This window comes from Rhodanobacter sp. A1T4 (genome assembly GCF_014207185.1).
GTDB lineage: Bacteria > Pseudomonadota > Gammaproteobacteria > Xanthomonadales > Rhodanobacteraceae > Rhodanobacter.
Genome location: NZ_JACHCP010000012.1, coordinates 83,182 through 101,569 on the forward strand (window position 1 = coordinate 83,182; position 18,388 = coordinate 101,569).

14 protein-coding genes are annotated in these 18,388 nt (G+C 54.8%); 11 read left to right on the top strand and 3 right to left on the bottom strand.

Annotated elements, in window-relative coordinates:
• The first annotated feature begins 267 nt into the window (after positions 1-267).
• The 7 genes from HDE80_RS20505 (at position 268) to HDE80_RS20540 (ending at position 8,134) form a co-directional block, all read left to right on the top strand.
• The gene (locus tag HDE80_RS20505; protein WP_184673965.1) at positions 268-573 is read left to right on the top strand and encodes a hypothetical protein; all 306 of its coding nucleotides are present in this window, start codon (positions 268-270) and stop codon (positions 571-573) included.
• A 473-nt stretch (positions 574-1,046) separates the two neighbouring features.
• On the top strand, positions 1,047-2,240 hold the full coding sequence (locus HDE80_RS20515; protein WP_184673969.1) for a hypothetical protein: 1,194 nt from the start codon (positions 1,047-1,049) through the stop codon (positions 2,238-2,240).
• 130 nt (positions 2,241-2,370) lie between these two features.
• The gene (locus HDE80_RS20520) at positions 2,371-3,333 is read left to right on the top strand and encodes a DUF2971 domain-containing protein (RefSeq protein ID WP_184673971.1); all 963 of its coding nucleotides are present in this window, start codon (positions 2,371-2,373) and stop codon (positions 3,331-3,333) included.
• Between the two features lie 416 nt (positions 3,334-3,749).
• Positions 3,750-4,511 carry a hypothetical protein gene (locus HDE80_RS20525; RefSeq protein ID WP_184673973.1) on the top strand — a complete coding sequence of 254 codons (762 nt, stop codon included), beginning with the start codon at positions 3,750-3,752 and terminating at the stop codon, positions 4,509-4,511.
• 50 nt (positions 4,512-4,561) lie between these two features.
• Positions 4,562-5,587, top strand: coding sequence for a DUF4238 domain-containing protein (locus HDE80_RS20530; protein ID WP_184673975.1), 1,026 nt, complete (start codon positions 4,562-4,564; stop codon positions 5,585-5,587).
• A 55-nt stretch (positions 5,588-5,642) separates the two neighbouring features.
• Positions 5,643-6,548 (top strand): DUF2971 domain-containing protein, encoded by a 906-nt coding sequence (locus tag HDE80_RS20535; RefSeq protein ID WP_184673977.1) that lies wholly within the window; start codon positions 5,643-5,645, stop codon positions 6,546-6,548.
• A 341-nt stretch (positions 6,549-6,889) separates the two neighbouring features.
• Positions 6,890-8,134, top strand: a complete 1,245-nt coding sequence (locus HDE80_RS20540) for a hypothetical protein (protein ID WP_184673979.1) — start codon at positions 6,890-6,892, stop codon at positions 8,132-8,134.
• Positions 8,135-8,199: 65 nt separating this feature from the next.
• On the opposite strand, the gene HDE80_RS20545 is transcribed toward HDE80_RS20540, so the two are convergent.
• Both HDE80_RS20545 and HDE80_RS20550 read right to left on the bottom strand, forming a co-directional pair.
• Positions 8,200-11,064, bottom strand: coding sequence for a hypothetical protein (locus tag HDE80_RS20545; RefSeq protein WP_184673981.1), 2,865 nt, complete (start codon positions 11,062-11,064; stop codon positions 8,200-8,202).
• A 661-nt stretch (positions 11,065-11,725) separates the two neighbouring features.
• Positions 11,726-12,406, bottom strand: a complete 681-nt coding sequence (locus HDE80_RS20550) for a TetR/AcrR family transcriptional regulator (RefSeq protein ID WP_184673983.1) — start codon at positions 12,404-12,406, stop codon at positions 11,726-11,728.
• A 105-nt stretch (positions 12,407-12,511) separates the two neighbouring features.
• On the opposite strand from HDE80_RS20550, the gene HDE80_RS20555 reads away from it, so the two are divergent.
• On the top strand, positions 12,512-13,645 hold the full coding sequence (locus tag HDE80_RS20555; protein ID WP_184673991.1) for an NAD(P)/FAD-dependent oxidoreductase: 1,134 nt from the start codon (positions 12,512-12,514) through the stop codon (positions 13,643-13,645).
• Between the two features lie 604 nt (positions 13,646-14,249).
• Here the strand turns inward: HDE80_RS20555 and HDE80_RS20560 are convergent.
• Positions 14,250-15,248 (bottom strand): AraC family transcriptional regulator, encoded by a 999-nt coding sequence (locus HDE80_RS20560; RefSeq protein WP_184673993.1) that lies wholly within the window; start codon positions 15,246-15,248, stop codon positions 14,250-14,252.
• A gap of 57 nt (positions 15,249-15,305) precedes the next feature.
• On the opposite strand from HDE80_RS20560, the gene HDE80_RS20565 reads away from it, so the two are divergent.
• The 3 genes from HDE80_RS20565 to mgrA all read left to right on the top strand — a co-directional run bounded on the left by HDE80_RS20565 (position 15,306) and on the right by mgrA (position 18,344).
• On the top strand, positions 15,306-16,085 hold the full coding sequence (locus HDE80_RS20565) for an alpha/beta hydrolase (RefSeq protein WP_184673994.1): 780 nt from the start codon (positions 15,306-15,308) through the stop codon (positions 16,083-16,085).
• A 136-nt stretch (positions 16,086-16,221) separates the two neighbouring features.
• Positions 16,222-16,746 (top strand): DUF4142 domain-containing protein, encoded by a 525-nt coding sequence (locus HDE80_RS20570; protein WP_184673996.1) that lies wholly within the window; start codon positions 16,222-16,224, stop codon positions 16,744-16,746.
• Between the two features lie 566 nt (positions 16,747-17,312).
• On the top strand, positions 17,313-18,344 hold the full coding sequence (gene mgrA / locus HDE80_RS20575) for an L-glyceraldehyde 3-phosphate reductase (protein WP_184673998.1): 1,032 nt from the start codon (positions 17,313-17,315) through the stop codon (positions 18,342-18,344).
• The last annotated feature ends 44 nt before the right edge of the window (positions 18,345-18,388 follow it).

An 18,388-nucleotide genomic window follows, 5' to 3' on the forward strand; every position in this document is an offset into this window, starting at 1 on the left:
TACTTCTTTGGTCAATGGACTAGCCAAGACAGAAGTCAATCACCCCACGTCGACCAACAACGATATGGTCGACAAGGTGGTGCGACTTGCGGAAAAGATCAGACAGCCAATAGTTGAGTACAGCCACGTCTCCTAATTATGGGCGGAAGTGCTTACGCTCCGGAGGGCAATCCAGCATGCAACAGAGTACATGCGCCGAGAACGAACCGTCTCAGTGCATGAGACCTTATACGGGTATGGTGGTCTTGAGTGATTGAGGACCAGGCGATGTTGCATATAGATCGGAACGCGCTTCCCGGGCTGCCACGCCCCGTTTTTGAGATCAATGCGGAGAAGGTGGACAACGCGATCCGGCTGACCGTCATGGTATCGACTGGTCACGACATAACCTATATGGACATTGAGGCCATTGATGCAGATACGTTCGAGCGATCTGCAAAAAGTTGGCTCCTTGACCGACCATATTTCGACGGTGACGATCTGCCTTGGGCGATCGCGGTGGCCGACGCGACCAAACGTATTAGCATCTGGCTTAAAAAAACCTCTATGTATACTGCCACTACTCCCGCGTAGACCCCATGGACCCACTTATTGGCAAAGCGCTAGATGCTTTGAGTACCGTCTGTAACCTCACGACTGGGCTCGCTCATCCTCTCGATGAGTCCCGTGCCAAAGAATTATTTGTTGCACTGCATGCGCGCGGCATCCCCCTTCCACGCGATGACATCCAGGCTCATGCAGAGGCACGTGGTTGGACGAACCGTCATGCCAAGCAGCTTGCTGAGCTGGCCACACGTATCGGCGCAGGTCGTACGGTCCGTATCTGTCACTCCCGAGGATGGGGTCACTACAGATACCTCGCAGCCTGAAGGACCGCGTGCAGTTCATCGTGATCGAAAACTCGACGCCGGCTGTGGCGATCCGCGATCTTGCGAAGATTACGACGTCTACCCACACCGAGGGCAACGGGCGCTTCTACTTGCTCACGAGAAGCCCTGCATCCCAACTATCAACTTATTACTGGCGCCATCGGGAGGGTTAAAATTATGAAGGCTGTACTTCTTGGCGCTGGCGCATCTTACGAATGTGGCATGCCGCTTGTATGGGAATTCACAAACGTACTCAGAGCGAATGTGCTCAAGCGGTTAGATTCAAAATTGTTTGACTTCCGAGAAAGGCCGGAATTTCGGGTCCAATTCGAATCCATTTTGAAATGCTCCAATCTCCACTATGAACAAATGATTGGAGAGCTTGAATCAATATATTTGGCTCGCGGACCAAATTCAGCGGTGGCGTATAACGCAGCACTTCAGCTACTGGATTGTGTGCAAATTCTCTTGTTCGAGGATGAGCTAAGGACGGCTCCTATGCTGGCTGCCGCGATACCTGACTATAGGGGACTACAGAATCTGGTCGCAAGACATCCAGGCCTAGACATCTTTTCTTTAAATCATGACCAAATAATTGAAGAGGTCTGCGGGCACTTCGAAGTTCCATTCCGAGACGGATTCTATGAAGGCCAAGGAAGCAGATACGAACACATTACTAACTTCAAGACTCTAACTGAAGATCAAATCAATCATGCCAACTTCAATTTCTTTGGTCGCAAAGATTATGGCGTAAATCTAATTAAGCTCCATGGATCACTAGACTTGTTTGCGGTCGAGGACAAGCGACTGTATTTGAAATGTGCGCCGATCAGTGAAGAGGGCTTCGGTGGATGTTTACGCAGCCTTTTTCGAGTTGAATCTCATAGCGTAAGCGTATGCCATGAGCTTGGGACGAGATCCGTCCGCGAGTTGATTGTGCGCGACCGGGATGGGGAAATACAGTTCTTCAGGCGCTCTCTACTTTCGGGCGCACACAAATTCAAAGGCCATTTTGAGCAAGTTGCGCCGGTGGCGCTCTTCGAAGAATTCAAGAGAAGGTTGTCAGGAATAGTCGACCTTGACGTAATTGGTTATGGGTTTGGAGATGCCCACATAAATGACGTCTTGGCTAGTTGGCTCCAGAGACCTGAGTCGAGGATCAATATTTATGATCCGCATCGTGACCGCACCCCTGCGCCCTTGGAACCTTGGTCTGAACGTGTGGGAATTTTCAAATTCGGCCTAACGGGGTATCTAGAACCATATTCGGATCCATTGACGCGCGTGATCGACAGAGGTCGCAGGAAAGCTCTCAGGCACTCCAGGGACAAACTACGGGCAACTAGGCTGGCCCAATGGCCGACGACTTAGTGATTGGGTCGCACTGCTCGTTCACCACGCCTGCTTCAGCAAGTACGGCCTCACGAACCGCCAGAAAGACGTTGTGTAAAAAGTTACAGATCCAAATCGCAGAACGCTCTACACAGGACTCGAAAAACCAATGATCAAGCTAAATGAGGCAGAGAAGCTAGCTTTACATAAAAAATCCTTGGACGAAAAACTAGATATTATTTCGGGGCTTCCGGTTCTTCAAAGGCGAATAAAGTTGCGAACTGGCGCACAACCTTTGCCGCTCCATCTGTATAAGTACCGCAGCGTTCCACCGTTCATCGAGGCCTCGGCTATCAGCTGCAAAGCAGAAGAGGACCAATCGCGCGTAAGAGGCTTGTTTGAAAAGTTGATGCTGGGCAACGAGCTCTGGTTTGCAAATAGCAAGTCTTTTAATGATCCATTTGATTGCCGTATGCGCTTCGACACGAGTTCTTATTCTTCTGATCTAGCTGATAAATACATCCAATTTTTGGTTAAAAAGACAAATATCACCAAAATAGAAGCAACGATCCTTGTATCTAATGCCCAGAAAAAAGGCTCTTTTACGGCGCAGCATCTCGCGGATCTGCTTAATGAGCACAATCTAAATTTGCGGGACAAGTTTGGAATATTTTCCGCTAGCCTGGACCCTAGAAACCCTTTGATGTGGGCACATTATGCTCAAGAACATCATGGTGTTTGCCTACAGTTTGAGGCGGCTATGGATAAATTGTTTTGGCGCGGCATGCAAGTTAGCTACGAGGACAAATTTCCCATTCAAAGCGACCCCTTGGGGCATGACGATGAACTAGATAAAGAGTTCGCTTTGAGAATGATCTCACAAAAGTCTACAGATTGGCGTTATGAAAAGGAGCGGCGTTTGCTCCATTTTGGATCCTCTAATCTTCTCCTTCCCTATACCCCTAAGGCCCTCACGGGGGTGATTCTTGGATATCGCTGCGAAGATACAGTGCGTTCCGATGTGCTCAATTTGATTGAGAAGCGCGAGGAGAAATTTGGTTACAAGGTTCGCATATATCGAGCAACTATGTCAGATAGTCGTTACCATTTTTCCATCAGCCGAGAACGATAAGTTTCAGCACCTCCATTATTGGCCGATTACCGTTCGCGTGCGGGCATCCCTGCTTATGGCCAAGCTAACTGTCTGTGCCGATGGCTGGAAGGCTTTAAAGCCTCGTCGCACCAAAGCACTCAGAGAAGGAGGTTGCGGATGTTTCAGCTGCAGCGATCAGAAGCTGATTGAAGCAGTACGGGCCACGGATAGCGATGAAGTCGGTGTGGTTGGGCTGTACCTCGCCACCAAGTTCACACTGGAATCGTTCGAAACACCAGAACAACGCGCTTAACCCTTATTCTAGCCTTGCTGGGGCGGCGCACCTTTGCGGATCGTATCGAGCATCTGGTCAACTGACTTTTGGCCTGATCGGCCAACCAATCGCAGATGCTAGCTCGCCGTACCGGCGGTCATGTATTCACAAGGTGATAGTTTTGAAACTCGTCGACACTCAGCCGCTCGAAATGTACTTGGACACAGCTGATCGCCTACAAGCAGAGGTCAAGATTCGCCAGCCAGAATGGTTTGGCGTGCTCATAGAGCTCGATGCGATCTGGCGAACCGAACTTTTCGGTGAGGCGACGCACCTTGCTCCTGTACCGGCAAGCATCGTTGTTCAGAGCTTCTATTTTTGGCTTGCTGCCGTGCGAGTGGCGTTGTCCGGACATGCCACTGCGGTATATCCACTTCTCAGAACTGGGCTGGAGGCCGCTTGTTACGCCTACAAGCTGGTGAAAGATCCGACACTCACGTCGGTCTGGCTCGCGCGTGATAGAAATGCCGAGAGCCGCAAGAAGTGCAGGCAAGCATTCACCTCGGCCGTATCTGAAGTAGCTAAGTTGCCAGAAATTGATCCTCTTCTAGGTACCGCCATCCGCGAGATGTACGACGCGTGCATAGACTTTGGAGGGCATCCTAATCCACGCGCATTATTTGATCACCTCAACATGTCGGACAACACCGGCAGTGACGCGGTCATGATGAGTATCGTTGGCTTGAATGGTCCAACATCGGTGAATACTGTGCGTGCGCTGGCTGCTGCCGCTGAACACGGATTCTTCGCCATTATCATCTGCGCCAATGCAACTGGAGACCACCCTCGCGCGGACACCCTTCAGCAACGCCTGGATGCTGTGATAGTGAGGGTTCAAGCGCTGACCAAACCGTATCTCAACGAGACCCGCAAGACACCGTAGACGCTGCCAGGTCGGTTAGATTATTTGCTTAATTAAGTAGGGACACCTCGATGCAGCAGCTGCGCAAGGACAACCACTACGTACCGAGGCTTTACTTGAAGCAGTGGGCACGCAGCGGAAAGATACCGACTTACCGGCTACTCGTGCCCAGTGGCAACTGCCCTCTGTGGAAGGATCACTCCATCAAAGGCATCGCCTTTCACCAACACTTGTACACGTACGTTGCCGGCCAAGGAGAAACTGACGAGTTCGAACGCTGGCTAGACCGAGAATTCGAAAATCCAGCCGAGGAAGCAATCGACCGAGTTATCAATGATCAGCGACTTACCCCTCAACACTGGAGTCAACTGATCAGATTCCTCGCAGCCCAAGATGTGAGAACACCGGTGCGACTGAAGGAATTTCTTGCTCGTCAAAGCAAAACACTGCTACCTCTTATAAATGAAACTCTGACCAGTTCAGTCGCAGAGCTTGAAAAGGCTGCTCGAATTGGAGTCCATTTCTCCGCGCCCAAGAGAGATGTGAACGATCTATTTCCTTTTAAAGTCACCATCGCATCCGATGTTGACGGAGGAGGCATCATTCGAGCCGAAGCTGTTGCCGGCCGGCAACTCTGGCTCGCCTGTTCCCGACATATGCTGACAAGGACCATCTCGCATTTGATAGCACACCGATGGACCATCCTTCATGCCCCGGATGGCATCACTTGGCCAACTAGCGACAACCCAGTCATCCGCCTCAATTTCGCGGATGCTTACAACTACGATTTCTTGGGCGGCTGGGGGCGCCACAATGGCGAGATACTCCTTCCCCTGAGCTCCAAGCATCTCCTCTACACCAAAATCGGCAACAGCCGGCCTCTCCCTCGTGGCACTACCTTAAATGAGGATACGGCGAGCCTGGTGCGACGAATGATCATAGAGAACGCCGATCGCTTTGTTTTCGCCCAAGAGGAAGGTGACATTCACCGGATTCGCCCGCGCACAGTCTGTTCTGAGACCTTCAAGCGCGAAAAGCTCGCCTGGCAGAACTGGCATCAAGAGCAGAGCAAGGTAGAAGCCGACTTCTTACGTTGATTACCTCCCTGCCATTACCCCGCCACTGAGACAGCTACCTGAGGAGTCCGCGTCGATGGCTATCTCCGTTTCTAACTTGTGGAAACCAACGCCGCGAGACTTGCGTGAGATCGCCGAGAACATCAAGGCGGCATCAGCCATCTTGGCCATGCCACTTCTCAAGCGCCGAGCGCGCATGGTCGAGCTCGGCTATCGAAGGCATCTATATAAGTTCCGCGATATTCCGGACGACCGAGGGAAGCGCCAGCGACTAGAGCAGATGCTGTTGAATAACGAGCTGTTTGCCGCTACGTCGGATACTTTTAATGACCCGTTTGATGCCCAAGCGGATTACCGTATCGAGCAGCAACGGGATGCTCTGCGTGAGCTGGTTTATCGCTATTTGAGGTCCCAAGGTGCCCCCGACCACCTTGCTCGGAGCCTGGTAGCTGACGCATTGTTGGACGATTCCGCGGCACTCACTGCGTCCATAAAAGCGAGCCACCAACAACTCTTGCAGCAGCTAGGTGTGTGCTGCCTGTCGGAGACCGCTACCGATCCGCTGCTTTGGGCACACTACGCGCAAGATCATTGTGGCATTGCTGTTCAGTACCGACCGAGCCTAGACCCGATGAGCCTCCAGCCGCATCTGGTCCATTACAATGCTGTGTACCCCATCATCGAAAACTTCTTTGACCGGGAGAAGCGCGACATCTTCTCGCCTTTGCTTCGAAAATCTCCGTCTTGGGCGTATGAGCGAGAATGGCGCATCCTTCGCCCCAACGCGCCGAATCGCGCCTTTCAGGTACGTCCCGAAGCGCTGACCGCAGTGCTGCTTGGCATGCGTATTTCCGACGGCGACCGCGAATACATCCGAGGGTTAGTGGGCGAGCGGAACAAGCGCTACGAGCTTAAGACCCTAGTCTTCCAGGCAGAAGCTGCTGTGGGCGAATATCGAGTACGCATGCGGCGGCTCCGTTGAAGTCATGAGTCCGCCGGATTAGCGGCTTTCGGCCTGTTGATACACGCCTGAATTTGACAACGCTGCCAAAAAAGAGTCGCCAAGGTTGGCGCCATTCCACCGACTCCAAGCCGACGCGTCACTCAAAACCGGAGGTGCGTCGGGCAGTGAATACGTAAAGCGATTGCGTCAGCGCGAACGAGACGGAGCCAAGCAGATTCTTTGACATGGCCACCCGGCTTAATGAATTGGTCGAGCAAGCCGATATAGCTGTCAAGTATTGGTCGGCAGTCAGCTCAGACACATGAACCAGACCGACGAAAATTTACCTACATTCGCCGCCCCCTCGATCATTATCTTCCATGACTCAGCCACCCGTCGTTGACATCCTGTTTCGCGCCATCCTCAGCGGTGATCAAGCTGCACTCCGTGATCTTGAAACTTATCGAGCGGCGGAATGCGTCGGCCTTCGTTCCGTGATTAGCACCGATCATGCTGGTGCCGTAGCGTTAGATCTCGGACTCGGTGCGACCTCTAGCATCTATGTCACACCATTGTTTGAGGGGCCACGGGCATTTTTTATTTCACGTCATATTAGCGTGCAAGCGCGACTCACCAGCGGGAAAACAACGGTCCCGCTCGACTACTCCCTCAGCTTCGATTCCAACTTTGCGGAAAAAATGCGCGCCACGCTAAACGGGGAGAAAATTCAACAAGCCGACCACGATCGCGTGATCGAAGTCTTAATGCTCAAGGCAAAGAACTCTCGGGTGCAGTTCGATGTAGTGCCATTCCTCTACGAGAACGTTCGCTTGGTTCGGGACAATGAAAACAATATGAGGCCTTTGAATACCCTGATCGCCTTTCGCATGCTCGATCATCTGAACTGGGAGGCTTTCCGCAACGATCCAAGTAGGTTCGATTTCGGTGTTCCTGCAGACACTCTGAAAGCGTCACTTCGACCAGACGCGGAAGCCTTTCTTACAGACTTGTTTGCCAACCAGTCGATCGTACATCACGAAGCCAAGAGCCTCGGAATTCAAGCGTTACTGCTCCGATTTGCCACGCTGTGGCGAAATCAAAGCAAGCGCGACATCGGCCGTATCCTGCACGAACTACTCCAATTCTGCGTATCAGAACTTGGTTTCATTCCCACAACCGAATTGAGCCTGATCTGGAGTGGCATTCGCAACAAAGAAGTCGCCCCTTTTTTTGGACCGGTTATCAATCCTTCGGCCAAACTGTTCAAGGCAGCTCGCGGCATGGCTTGGGATATGACGCATCTCCGACTCATGGAACAAACCGCCCGCCTTACACAATTCGGTTCATTTTTCATTCCGCACTTCGTGTCTATTGACGAGCGCTGGCGAACGTTGCTGCGCTTGAACCCCGTGCGTTTCATGGTGGTGGACGATGCAAGGAACAGCATGCTACTGGCGCGAACCCACGAATTGACGTTTCAAGAGGCACTTCACGAGTGTGCTGGAGAAACCTTTCTTGGAGAGGTTAACGCTGAAAAAATCGAAGCCCGCCGCATGGCAGCACAAAGCATCGATGTAGCCACCATGCAGCAAAGGGTCGCCAAGGAGGAACAAGCCTGGCGCTAAGCGGTGGTTATGCAAAAGCGTCAATCGAGCAATCCGCTTCCAACAGTGCACAACATTGGCGGCAGCTAGCTCAGGCCAGAATGGGGGACCGGGTCCACGAATACCCGCTCAACACATGCCCAATAGGCGTGATGTAGCTTACTGCCAGAGTCAGTCTTGTCACGCAGATCCTTCAACGGCGGCGCCATCCGGATCAACGCTATGGCTTGCTCTAGCCACCCCCCTTTATCCGTCACTCCAGCGATTTGACTGATCGCGATATGCATGGCGACAAAAAGTCGGCCTGGCGGTGCGCCACGCTTCATAACGAATGCTCGCTCCATTCGCAGTCGCACGACCTCAAGCGCTGCAACGCGAAGCGCCTGAAACGATGGCTTTTGTCCAAATTCAGAAACAGCCCCAAGCAGCATGGAACCTATATCTCGGGTTTCAAGTTGCTCAAGCCAGTCCAGCAACTCCTTTGATGACAGTGAATTGATGTACGCATCGACAAGCTTGGCACTTGAAGCGTCGGCCATACAAACCATCACGAAGAACTCGTTCCCGGTCAGCGGCTCTTGGTTCTTGGCCATTTTTATTGCCGTAATCCTGTTTTTTATCAAACCCTGCGCCAGAGATTCGAATTCGCATCGCTTGATCTCCGGATCGGTCAGCAACAAATGAAGCACCGCGATACTCCGGCGACTAAGCCATTCAGCGCTCAAGAGAGGGGCACCTTCATCGGCAAGAAGCCGAAGCAACAGAGGCCGCCGCATCCAGGCTCGAATGTCAGATCGTTTGAAGGCATCCGCCATCGCAGTCCTGAAGGAGTCAAGTGCCGGTCCATTCCTGAGCAAGCGAATCAGCCGACCGTAAAGTTTGGGAACCAGCACATTGAGGTCGCGTAATACCTCCTCTGCCAGATCCGCCTTCAGTTTGCCAAACTTGTTCGCCATTGATGCAGCGATGCCCTCCGTGCTTATGGAATCAACAAGCCACGCCAGCTCCTTCGGACCCTGCTTGCTAGCCATCCGTATCAGATTGTGAAGCGTACCGACCGGCGCCAGGCGCGCAGCCATTTCCATACGCCCGGCTTTCGCAGCCTTCTGAAGCGCGACCCAAACTTGCGTCACTTCCTCTGTAAAGCCTTCTCGCTCAGCGAACGCCAGGAATGAAGGAAGCCCGATGAGAAAGCGCTCTTGGTTGGCGACGTAAGTAGAAATCTGCGAATTGAGCCTGACCCTGAAGTTCTTCTCCAGCCCGACCCTTCGAAAGAGACTGGCAATCGCGCCCGAGTAGCCTGGAGAAAAGCGATCCGAGAACGTCCATGCATCAACGCTCACGCGTTCCAACACGGAGCGTGCGCGGCTCAAGACCTCATCGGATACAACGCCCTCGCTGGAGTTGGGCAGCAACTGCTGAACGAGGTAGCAAGCTTGGAAGAAATCCTCTTTGATCGCACTCTCCCACGCGTCGTCCTCCTGCTTTTCTAAGGCTTTCAGGACGAGCGCGCCAATCATGGGATGGGCCAGCCCGTAGCGTAGCTCCTGGTTCTTAGCGCGTTGCTCGAAGACCCATCCAAGCTTCAGTGAAACTTTAGGAATACGGCCCTGGAGGCTCAATCTCGAAGCCGGAAACTCGAAGCGAGCGCAGTGAGCAATCACGGCGAGGACTTCACGCTCGTCCTGCGGTAGCTCATCAGTGTAGTGCGTGCGCAAATAGTCAATGGCATCGCGCTCACGCAGCTTGGGTACGACCCCCGACCGGAGGCTATCCTCTGCACCGGCCAGTGCGAGCGAAAAGCTCACCAGGTCTGCATACAGTCCAAGCCACGCCTTAAAATCGGCCGCTGAAGGCTCTGGCGCACCGTTAGGAAAATTGCGCCGCACCATCAACAGGTAGACAGCACGCAAGTCCTCAGCGCGCAGGCGGAGGAGCATCCGGGCCACGTTCAAATCCCAGCATAGGGTCGCGATGTCCGCATCATTCTGCTTCCGCGCCACTGCGAGAATGGCCGGGCGATTGTTTGCATCGACGTGTGCATTCAAGACTTGCTTGAGAAGCTCTGGCTTTATTCGATGGCAGTTGTCCAAGATGAACAGATGCTGGGCGTCTCCAAATATCTTGATCAGTTGGATCAGTTGAGGACAGATTGCCGCCGGATCTGGGTAGTCGCTCATGTCCATGTAGTAAGCGCCGCATCCAGGCTGCCTCTGCCACTGAAATCCGAATGCCGTTGCCAACGTCGTCTTGCCCAAACCGCTTCCACCTTCGATCAGCATCAACGGGCTAGACTTGAGGCATTCTTGTATTCGCTGAAGGAGATCCTCCGCAACGACAGTGCAGGAATTGAACTCCTCCTTGATAGGCCCTCTCGCATCGGAAAGAACGCGGAGATCTATGGAGTAAAAGGGAGTGATGTCGATGGGCAACCCGATATCGAACAGCACGCGAAGGTACGCAGGCTGTTGCAATTCCGCGACCAATTGGTCGAGGAAGATGAACCTAATTCTTGCCGACGGCACCCCAAGCGCCTCAATGTCTGACCTGTATTCTTCAATCGTCTTCTTCGGCTTGGCTACCCTCTTCCGATTCTGCCTGACCAGTATTTCCTTCTCAGTCATCGTGAAGAGTGTGAATTCTGCAACTCTATTTCCGTCTTTGATGATCTTATGGATGCCCAGAAGGTCCTCGGAGTCAAGATGAGTGCGCCAGTTACCAGTTGTCGTTTCGATCAAGTACAAGCCCTGCGCGTCGTCCTGCCCGTATGCGTCTGGATAGCCGATCGTGGTCTGGCTGCGAGTGTTGCGTCCCTGCGGCACGAGGTTTCTGTATGCGTCGCCACGCTGGATCCGCATGAAACTCTCGGCAAGCTCCTGGAACTTCCCAGGCGCTGGCTTGAGTCGCAAGATAGCTTCCTTGATGGCGGCCTCAGTCGGCATACCTGACATCGTCGGTCTCCAGTTTCTCGATAGATATTGTGTTAACAGGCATCGTAGCGTCGCGCGCGAGCGTCTTTCCTAGCGCTACGGCATTTCAGATTGCGAAGCCGCATTGCACTAGCACGTTACCCCTCACTTCGGCGCACCTCCCTGGATACTTTCAGCACATACTTTGGTTGTCAAAAGGCGCGCTGCGGCCTGCGCCACTGCAACCTAAGTGATTGTTTCAATTAGACGCACACCTACTTTGGTTGTCGTTGGACAGCAAAGTATGTGCACGGCAAACCCAAACTACACACACTTTGGTTTCCATAAGTGCTCACACATGGGTGTCATGCCCACTGGTTGGGCATGACAGCAATGTATGTGCCTAGTTGTACAAACAATTGGTACCCTATCTATCCGTTCCCGCTCATCGACCATTATCTCGTGCAAGGGCGATCCCGAGCTCGCGACAAGCTATGGACCGAGGTCGAGTCCCGTCAGGGAGCCCGCGACGATAGACTGGTTTGGCACATTCATGCTGCGCCCCGGTTTTCAAAAGCAGTACGGCGTACACAACAGCCAGTTATGCGTGATGCTGTCAGAAGGTCTTGGTCATTAATAAGAAGTGACCTCGAAGGGTCAGCTACTGATCTTCGCCCCGGCAACGGCCATACGACCCTTCAGATCAGCGGCCGCGTGGTGAGTCAATACCTCTGAGGATGAGATCGATCCCGGCGAGAAAATCCATGCGGTCGTCGTGAGCGCGCAACTGTCCGGCTACGCTGCGAGTGAACGGATACTCATTCGGATCGAGCTGAGACCACACGGTCGACACCTCGTCTAGAAAGTTGGATCTGTCGAGGCCTTGCTCCCGAGCGAAGTGCGTGTTCGCCGCGTTCTGTCCACCGACGCCAAGGATGTAGCTCAGCAACGCGGACACCGTCGCCCACTGTTCTTCGTCCGGCACGCCAAGAGCGCGCAACTGCTGGCCGATGCGTTCGAGGACGCGCACCAGCGGCAACTGCCCGGGAGCGCGTGTCAGCGCTGAACCAACCCATGGATGCGCGTCGATCGTGTCGAACATGGCCAGCGCGAGCGCGCGAATGGTTGCTTTCGGCGTCGCATCGGCCACAGGCGCGTTCATCGTGCAAGCGACGATGGCGTCACAGGCGGCGGTCAGCAATTCGCTCTTGTTGGCAATGTGCCAATAAATAGCACCAGGACCGGTGGCGAGCCGTTCGGACAAGGCGCGGAATGTCAGCCCGCTTTCTCCGCTGCTGTCCAGGAGCGCGATCGACGCCTCAATGATGCGATCCCGTGAGAGCGATTCTTCACGTCGTTGGCTGCTTCGTGCTTTTTTGACCATGCCTCATCTTGACATAGATGGAATGCCGTTCCAATATAATGGAATGATGTTCCATAGCTGCCTGCTGAGTTTGCGGCGGCGACCTCAAACAACGAAGGAATCAGGATGAATATTCCAATCGCGATCATCGGCGCCGGGCTCGGCGGCCTGACTCTTGCCCGAGTCCTCCACGTCCACGGCATTGCCGCGACGATCTACGAAGCGGAAGCCTCGGCGAACGCACGAGCGCAGGGGGGCATGCTCGATATCCACGAAAACAACGGGCAGCTCGCGCTTAAGGCAGCGGGACTCTTCGATCAATTCCTCGAGATCATCCACGCCGGCGGCCAGGCAACGCGAGTACTCGACAAGGACGGCAATGTCCTGTTTGAAGATTCCGACGACGGCATAGGCGGTCGACCTGAGGTACCCCGAGGAGAGCTTCGTCGGATTCTGCTTGAATCGCTTCCTGCCGACACGGTCCGCTGGGGACACAAGGTCACAGCGGTGTCTCCGCTCGGCAGCGGACGGCACATGTTGGCCTTTGCTGACGGCTCAACAGTGACTACCGGCCTTCTTGTGGGTGCCGATGGCGCTTGGTCGAGAGTTCGTCCCCTTCTTTCCGAGGCAATACCGGCTTACGTGGGCACGTCATTCATCGAGACGTACCTGTTTGACAGCGACGCCCGCCACAAGGCAAGCGCGGAAGCGGTTGGCGGTGGCGCACTGTTTGCGCTGACGCCGGGGAAAGGCATCGCCGCGCACCGTGAACCCAATGGCGTACTGCACACCTATGTGCAGTTGAGCAAGCCAAAGGACTGGATTGACGGCATCGACTTCTCCGACACGGAGGCTGCCTTGGCCAAGGTTGCCAAGGAGTTCGAGGGCTGGGCTCCGGAGCTGACAGCGCTCATCACCGACGGTGAGACTGATCCTGTGCCTCGCCCTATCTATGCGCTCCCGGTCGAGCACCGATGGGCCCGCGTGCCCGGGGTGACGTTGCTCGGTGATGCTGCGCACCTGATGATCCCGTCTGGCGAAGGGGCCAATCTCGCCATGTTCGACGGCGCTGAACTCGGGAAGGCCATCGCCACCAACCCCGGTGATGTTGAAGTCGCGCTCGTCACGTATGAAAAGGACCTCTTTCCCCGCAGCGCGTCCGAGGCGGCGGAGGCGGAAGTGATCCTCAAGCTGTGTCTCGGCTCCAACGCGCCTCATAGCCTGGTCGACATGTTCAGCAGCCACCAGCCCACAAAGTAATCGACTCATACACCAGCAGATCGTGCCTCTTGGCGAGCCGGAGGGCAACTCCCACACCGGCCATTTCGGAGGTAACATCCTATGACGTCAGAACCCCTTGGAGTTGGCATTATCGGCCTGCAGCCTGGCTGGAGCTGGGCAGCCGAAGCCCCTGCGCCTGGTGTTTGCCGGGGAAGGAAGTGAGACCGCTCGCGCGTGGCGATCTTTGTCGGCTTGAGCGCCCGGCCTGCATCCGTCGCCATCTAGATCTATCTGAACATCCAAAAGACATTCCCCCTCCTTCTTGGCTCCCAGACGATTGTCTTCGGCTGAGTCGATGGCGATTGGTAGGCGTTCGTTGGCGAAGTGCTGATGCAATAGCTGTTGAAGCTTCGCAGGAATTCTGTCGATACAGGGATCAGCCAGAACGATATTCGGTGCGGCAAAAAACGATATCGCATGGAGCAAAAATTTTATGCCTCACCCTTCTTGAGATGCCGACTTCGAAACAGTTCGCTGCGAGCTTTCATGTCTGCCGCCATCGATAGCAGTCATTGCCAGCTTGTCGAGCTGTCATCGCGTTCGCATGGACTCGAATCTACCGATCATGTGCTTTAGCTTCCGATCATTTAACGTTGTCATCCGCATCTGATTGGCGCCATTGCATGGGTGACATGCCGTGCTGGCTCTTGAACGCGCGACTGAACGCAGCTTGCGATGTATAGCCGACGCGGGCTCCAATGTCCGAGATCGACGCTCGACCATAGCGCATCAATTCGGCCGCGCGAGCCATCCGCCACCCGGTCAAATAGGCCAGCGGCGTCTGACCAACAACTCGTTGGAAACGCTCCGCGAAAGCCGAGCGGGACAGATGGGTAAGCTCGGCCAGCTCGGTGACACTCCAGGCATGGCCAGGCTCAGCATGCATGGCAACGATGGCGCCGCTTATACGCGAATCGATCGCGCCTGAAAGCCAGCCGTAACCCACCTCGCCACCGGCCGCCCACGTGCGTAGCAATTGCACGAAGATCACATCAAGCAGTCTGGAGATCATCGCTGCTGCGCCAGCGCGAGGATTGAGCGCTTCGTCAAGAATAAAGTGGCAACTTAGCTCCAGCCATTCAAACGGACGATCTCGCAGTCCCTTCAGAATAATCACCGGCGGAAGTATCGACAGTAGGCGCCGCGACAGCATGCCGTCGAAGCCAAAGTCACCGCATAGCCAGACCGTCTCCCCGCTGCCAAGCGCCAGCCGCGTTTCATCATAGTCCCGCTTCGCCAGATCATACAAACCGTCTGCCTCACGACCAGGCTGATCCGAGATCACGTGGCCGTGGCCATGCGTGAACAGGACCAAGTCACCTTGGGCCGCCCGATAGGTCTGTTCGATGCCCTCTGCAGCAATCGCGATACTTCCGCTACGCACGATGTGCAGTCGATGCTTTCCGGATGGATAACGGATGCCGAAAGGTGCCGAAGCTGCGCATGTAAACACCGTGTTGCCACGCACGCGCATCAATTCAAGTACGTCGGATAGGGCATCGCGTTTGAACGCAAACGGATCGTTTACCTGATCGTCCTGTCCAACCGGTGTTTGAGCATAAAATTCCGGCTTCTTCGTCATGCGTCAGCGTCCGTCCAACCCCTAGGATGAACATATCGTTTGCATGGAGGGGCTGCAATGTCAAAGACCATTATGCTGATCCACGGCGCGTGGGTGACCACCGCGAGCTGGACCCATTTTCGGTGTCTGTACGAAGAACAAGGTTATCGCGTGGTGGTGCCAGCATGGCCATACCTTGACCAATCGGTCGAATATCTTCGTCAACAACCGGATCCGCGCCTGGCCGATATCACCATTCGCGATCTGGTCGATTACTTCGAGCAGCAGATTCGTGCCCTGCCCGAACCGCCGATCCTGATGGGCCATTCGTTTGGTGGACTGATCGTGCAAATGCTGCTCGATCGAGGATTGGGTGCTGTGGGTGTGGCGATCGATGCCGGCCCGCCGCGTGGTGTGTTGCCTAGCTTCACGGCGATCAAGGCGGCGTTGCCTGTTTTGCTGGCGTGGTGCGGCTGGAGCCGCATCCTGACGATGTCATTCGACAGCTTCGCGAATACTTTCGCCAATACCTTGGCAACGGACGAGCAGCGTCGGACCTACGACAAGCAGATCGTCCCGGCGCCAGGGCGCATCTACTTTCAGGCAGCACTGGGTATCGGTAATGCCGTCCATTTCAATAACCCCAAGCGCCCCCCACTCCTGCTGATCGCAGCTGAGAAGGATCGCACCAGCACACCATCAATGGTGCGAGCCATGTATAGCAAGCACAGCCTTGCCCCCAGTCGCACGGACATCATGGAATTCCCGAATCGCAGCCATTGGTTGATCGCCGAGTCGGGTTGGGAAGAAGTTGCCAGCAAAACGCTCGCTTGGGCACAGACCAACGCGAAAAAGTAAATTCTCCATACTCCATCTAAAAACAGACTCTAGCGTGATTTGGCATATGCGCGCTTTGCCAAAGCGCGCATTACACAACGACACTACGTCGTCACGGTCTCACGCCCACGATCCTATCTCCCTTGAAGTTGGAGAGATGCTGGTGCAGATGACCAACAAGATATTTGGAACCCTTGCGACGGTCGGCGCTCTGGTGCTCAGCCCCTTGGCGATGGCGCAGACAGGTACAGATGCAGCCGCTCCGTCGAAGCAAGACACCATGTTTGTCGCCAAAGCATCGGCAGGCGGCATGACGGAAATCCAGGCAAGCAAATTGGCTGACTCCCATACGCAGTCCACCACAATCAAGAGCTTCGCCTCGACGATGGTGACCGATCACACAAAAGCTGGCGACATGCTGTCCTCCATCGCTCAGAAGGACGGATTCACGCCATCCGCTGCCCCGATGCCGATGCAACAAAAGGAGCTGTCGCAGCTCGGAAAGCTGAATGGCGCGGCGTTCGATAAAGCCTATACGGCGATGATGTTGAAGGATCATCGCGAGGCAATTGCGCTCTTCAAGAAAGAGTCCATGGCGGGTAAGAACCACGACCTGAAGTCATTTGCATCGCAGACATTGCCCGCACTCCAGCAGCATATGACAATGGCAAAAGAGCTCTGACTGCCCCAAGCCGTGATTGCGACAAGTGATTGGATCTGAGGGTAACAAGGCACCAAGCAGAAGTGCTTGGTGCTTTTCTATCGAGAAAATTCCTGTGGCGTTTCCCGTCTGTTACTGCATGGAGATAGCGCAATAGAGGAACCTCGGATGCTCTATTTGGCGGACGTCATCGTGCCCACGGCCGGCATCGCGCCAGTGACGTGTGCACGTCGCTTGCATGCCTGACAAGTAACCATCCGTCGACCTGGATAGGATCGCCAAAATGCTGCCAAAAATAGAGATCTACGAAGCGATCGAGATTCGATATGGTTACTCGATCCAGGATGACCTCTATCACGCTCACTTTGATCTTCCGGCTGATAGACACGTCCAGAAAAGTTTGCAGAGCGAAAGCCACTCCACGATGCCAGTGGCAAGTTCGATGCCTGGAAAATTTCATATACATGGGCCGGTCGAAGGTGAACTACTCGATCGCGCGCGAACACAGATCGATACTTTTCTTGGAAAATAGCCAGGCACGCATCAAACGCTAGATCGTCAGCGCCCCCACCTACTGGAGAATCTTTGTGACCTATCAAGCAGCACCGAATCGCTACGATGACCTTATGCCCTATCGCCGTTGCGGCAGGAGTGGCATCGACCTTCCGGCCATTTCGCTAGGACTGTGGCAGAACTTCGGCGGCGCGGACGTTTTCGAGACGGGTCGTGCCATCCTGCGACGCGCTTTCGATCGCGGCGTCACCCACTTTGATCTCGCGAACAACTACGGCCCGCCATACGGCTCGGCCGAGGAAAACTTCGGTCGCGTGATGGCCAGCGACTTCGCGGCGTATCGCGACGAGTTGATCATCTCCAGCAAGGCCGGCTGGGACATGTGGCCGGGTCCTTATGGTGGCATCGGCGGCAGCCGGAAGTACCTGATCGCGAGTCTCGACCAATCGCTCAAGCGCATGGGTCTTGACTACGTCGACATCTTCTATTCGCATCGCGTCGATCCGACCACGCCACTGGAAGAAACCATGGGCGCGCTCGCGCATCTGCATCGCCAGGGCAAAGCCCTTTACATCGGCATCTCCAGCTATTCACCCGAACTCACCCGCAAGGCGGCGGCGATCCTTGCCGAAGAACGCGTACCGCTCTTCATCCACCAGCCCAACTACTCCATGTTCAACCGCTGGATCGAAGACGGTCTGCTCGATACGCTCGAGGACCTTGGCACCGGCTGCATCGCATTTTCACCGCTCGCCCAGGGCCTGCTCACGTCGAAGTACCTCAAAGGGATCCCCGCTGATGCGCGCGCAACGCGCGAAGGCTCGTTAGGCAAGGACCAGCTGAGCGAGAAGAATCTTGAGCGTATCCGCGCACTCAACGCAATCGCCGAACGACGAGGCCAGACGCTGGCGCAGATGGCCATCGCGTGGGCGCTGCGTGATCCACGCGTAACTTCGGCACTTATAGGCGCGCGTACCATCGAGCAACTGGACAATTCACTGGACGCGGTCCATGCGCTCGACTTCACTGCTGAAGAACTGGCCGAAATTGAAAAGTACGCAACCGATGGCGGCACGGATCTTTGGAAAAAGTCGGCGGAACTTTGATATCCATGCCGCCCTTTGCCGCGCGCAGCAGCTCGGCAAAGGGC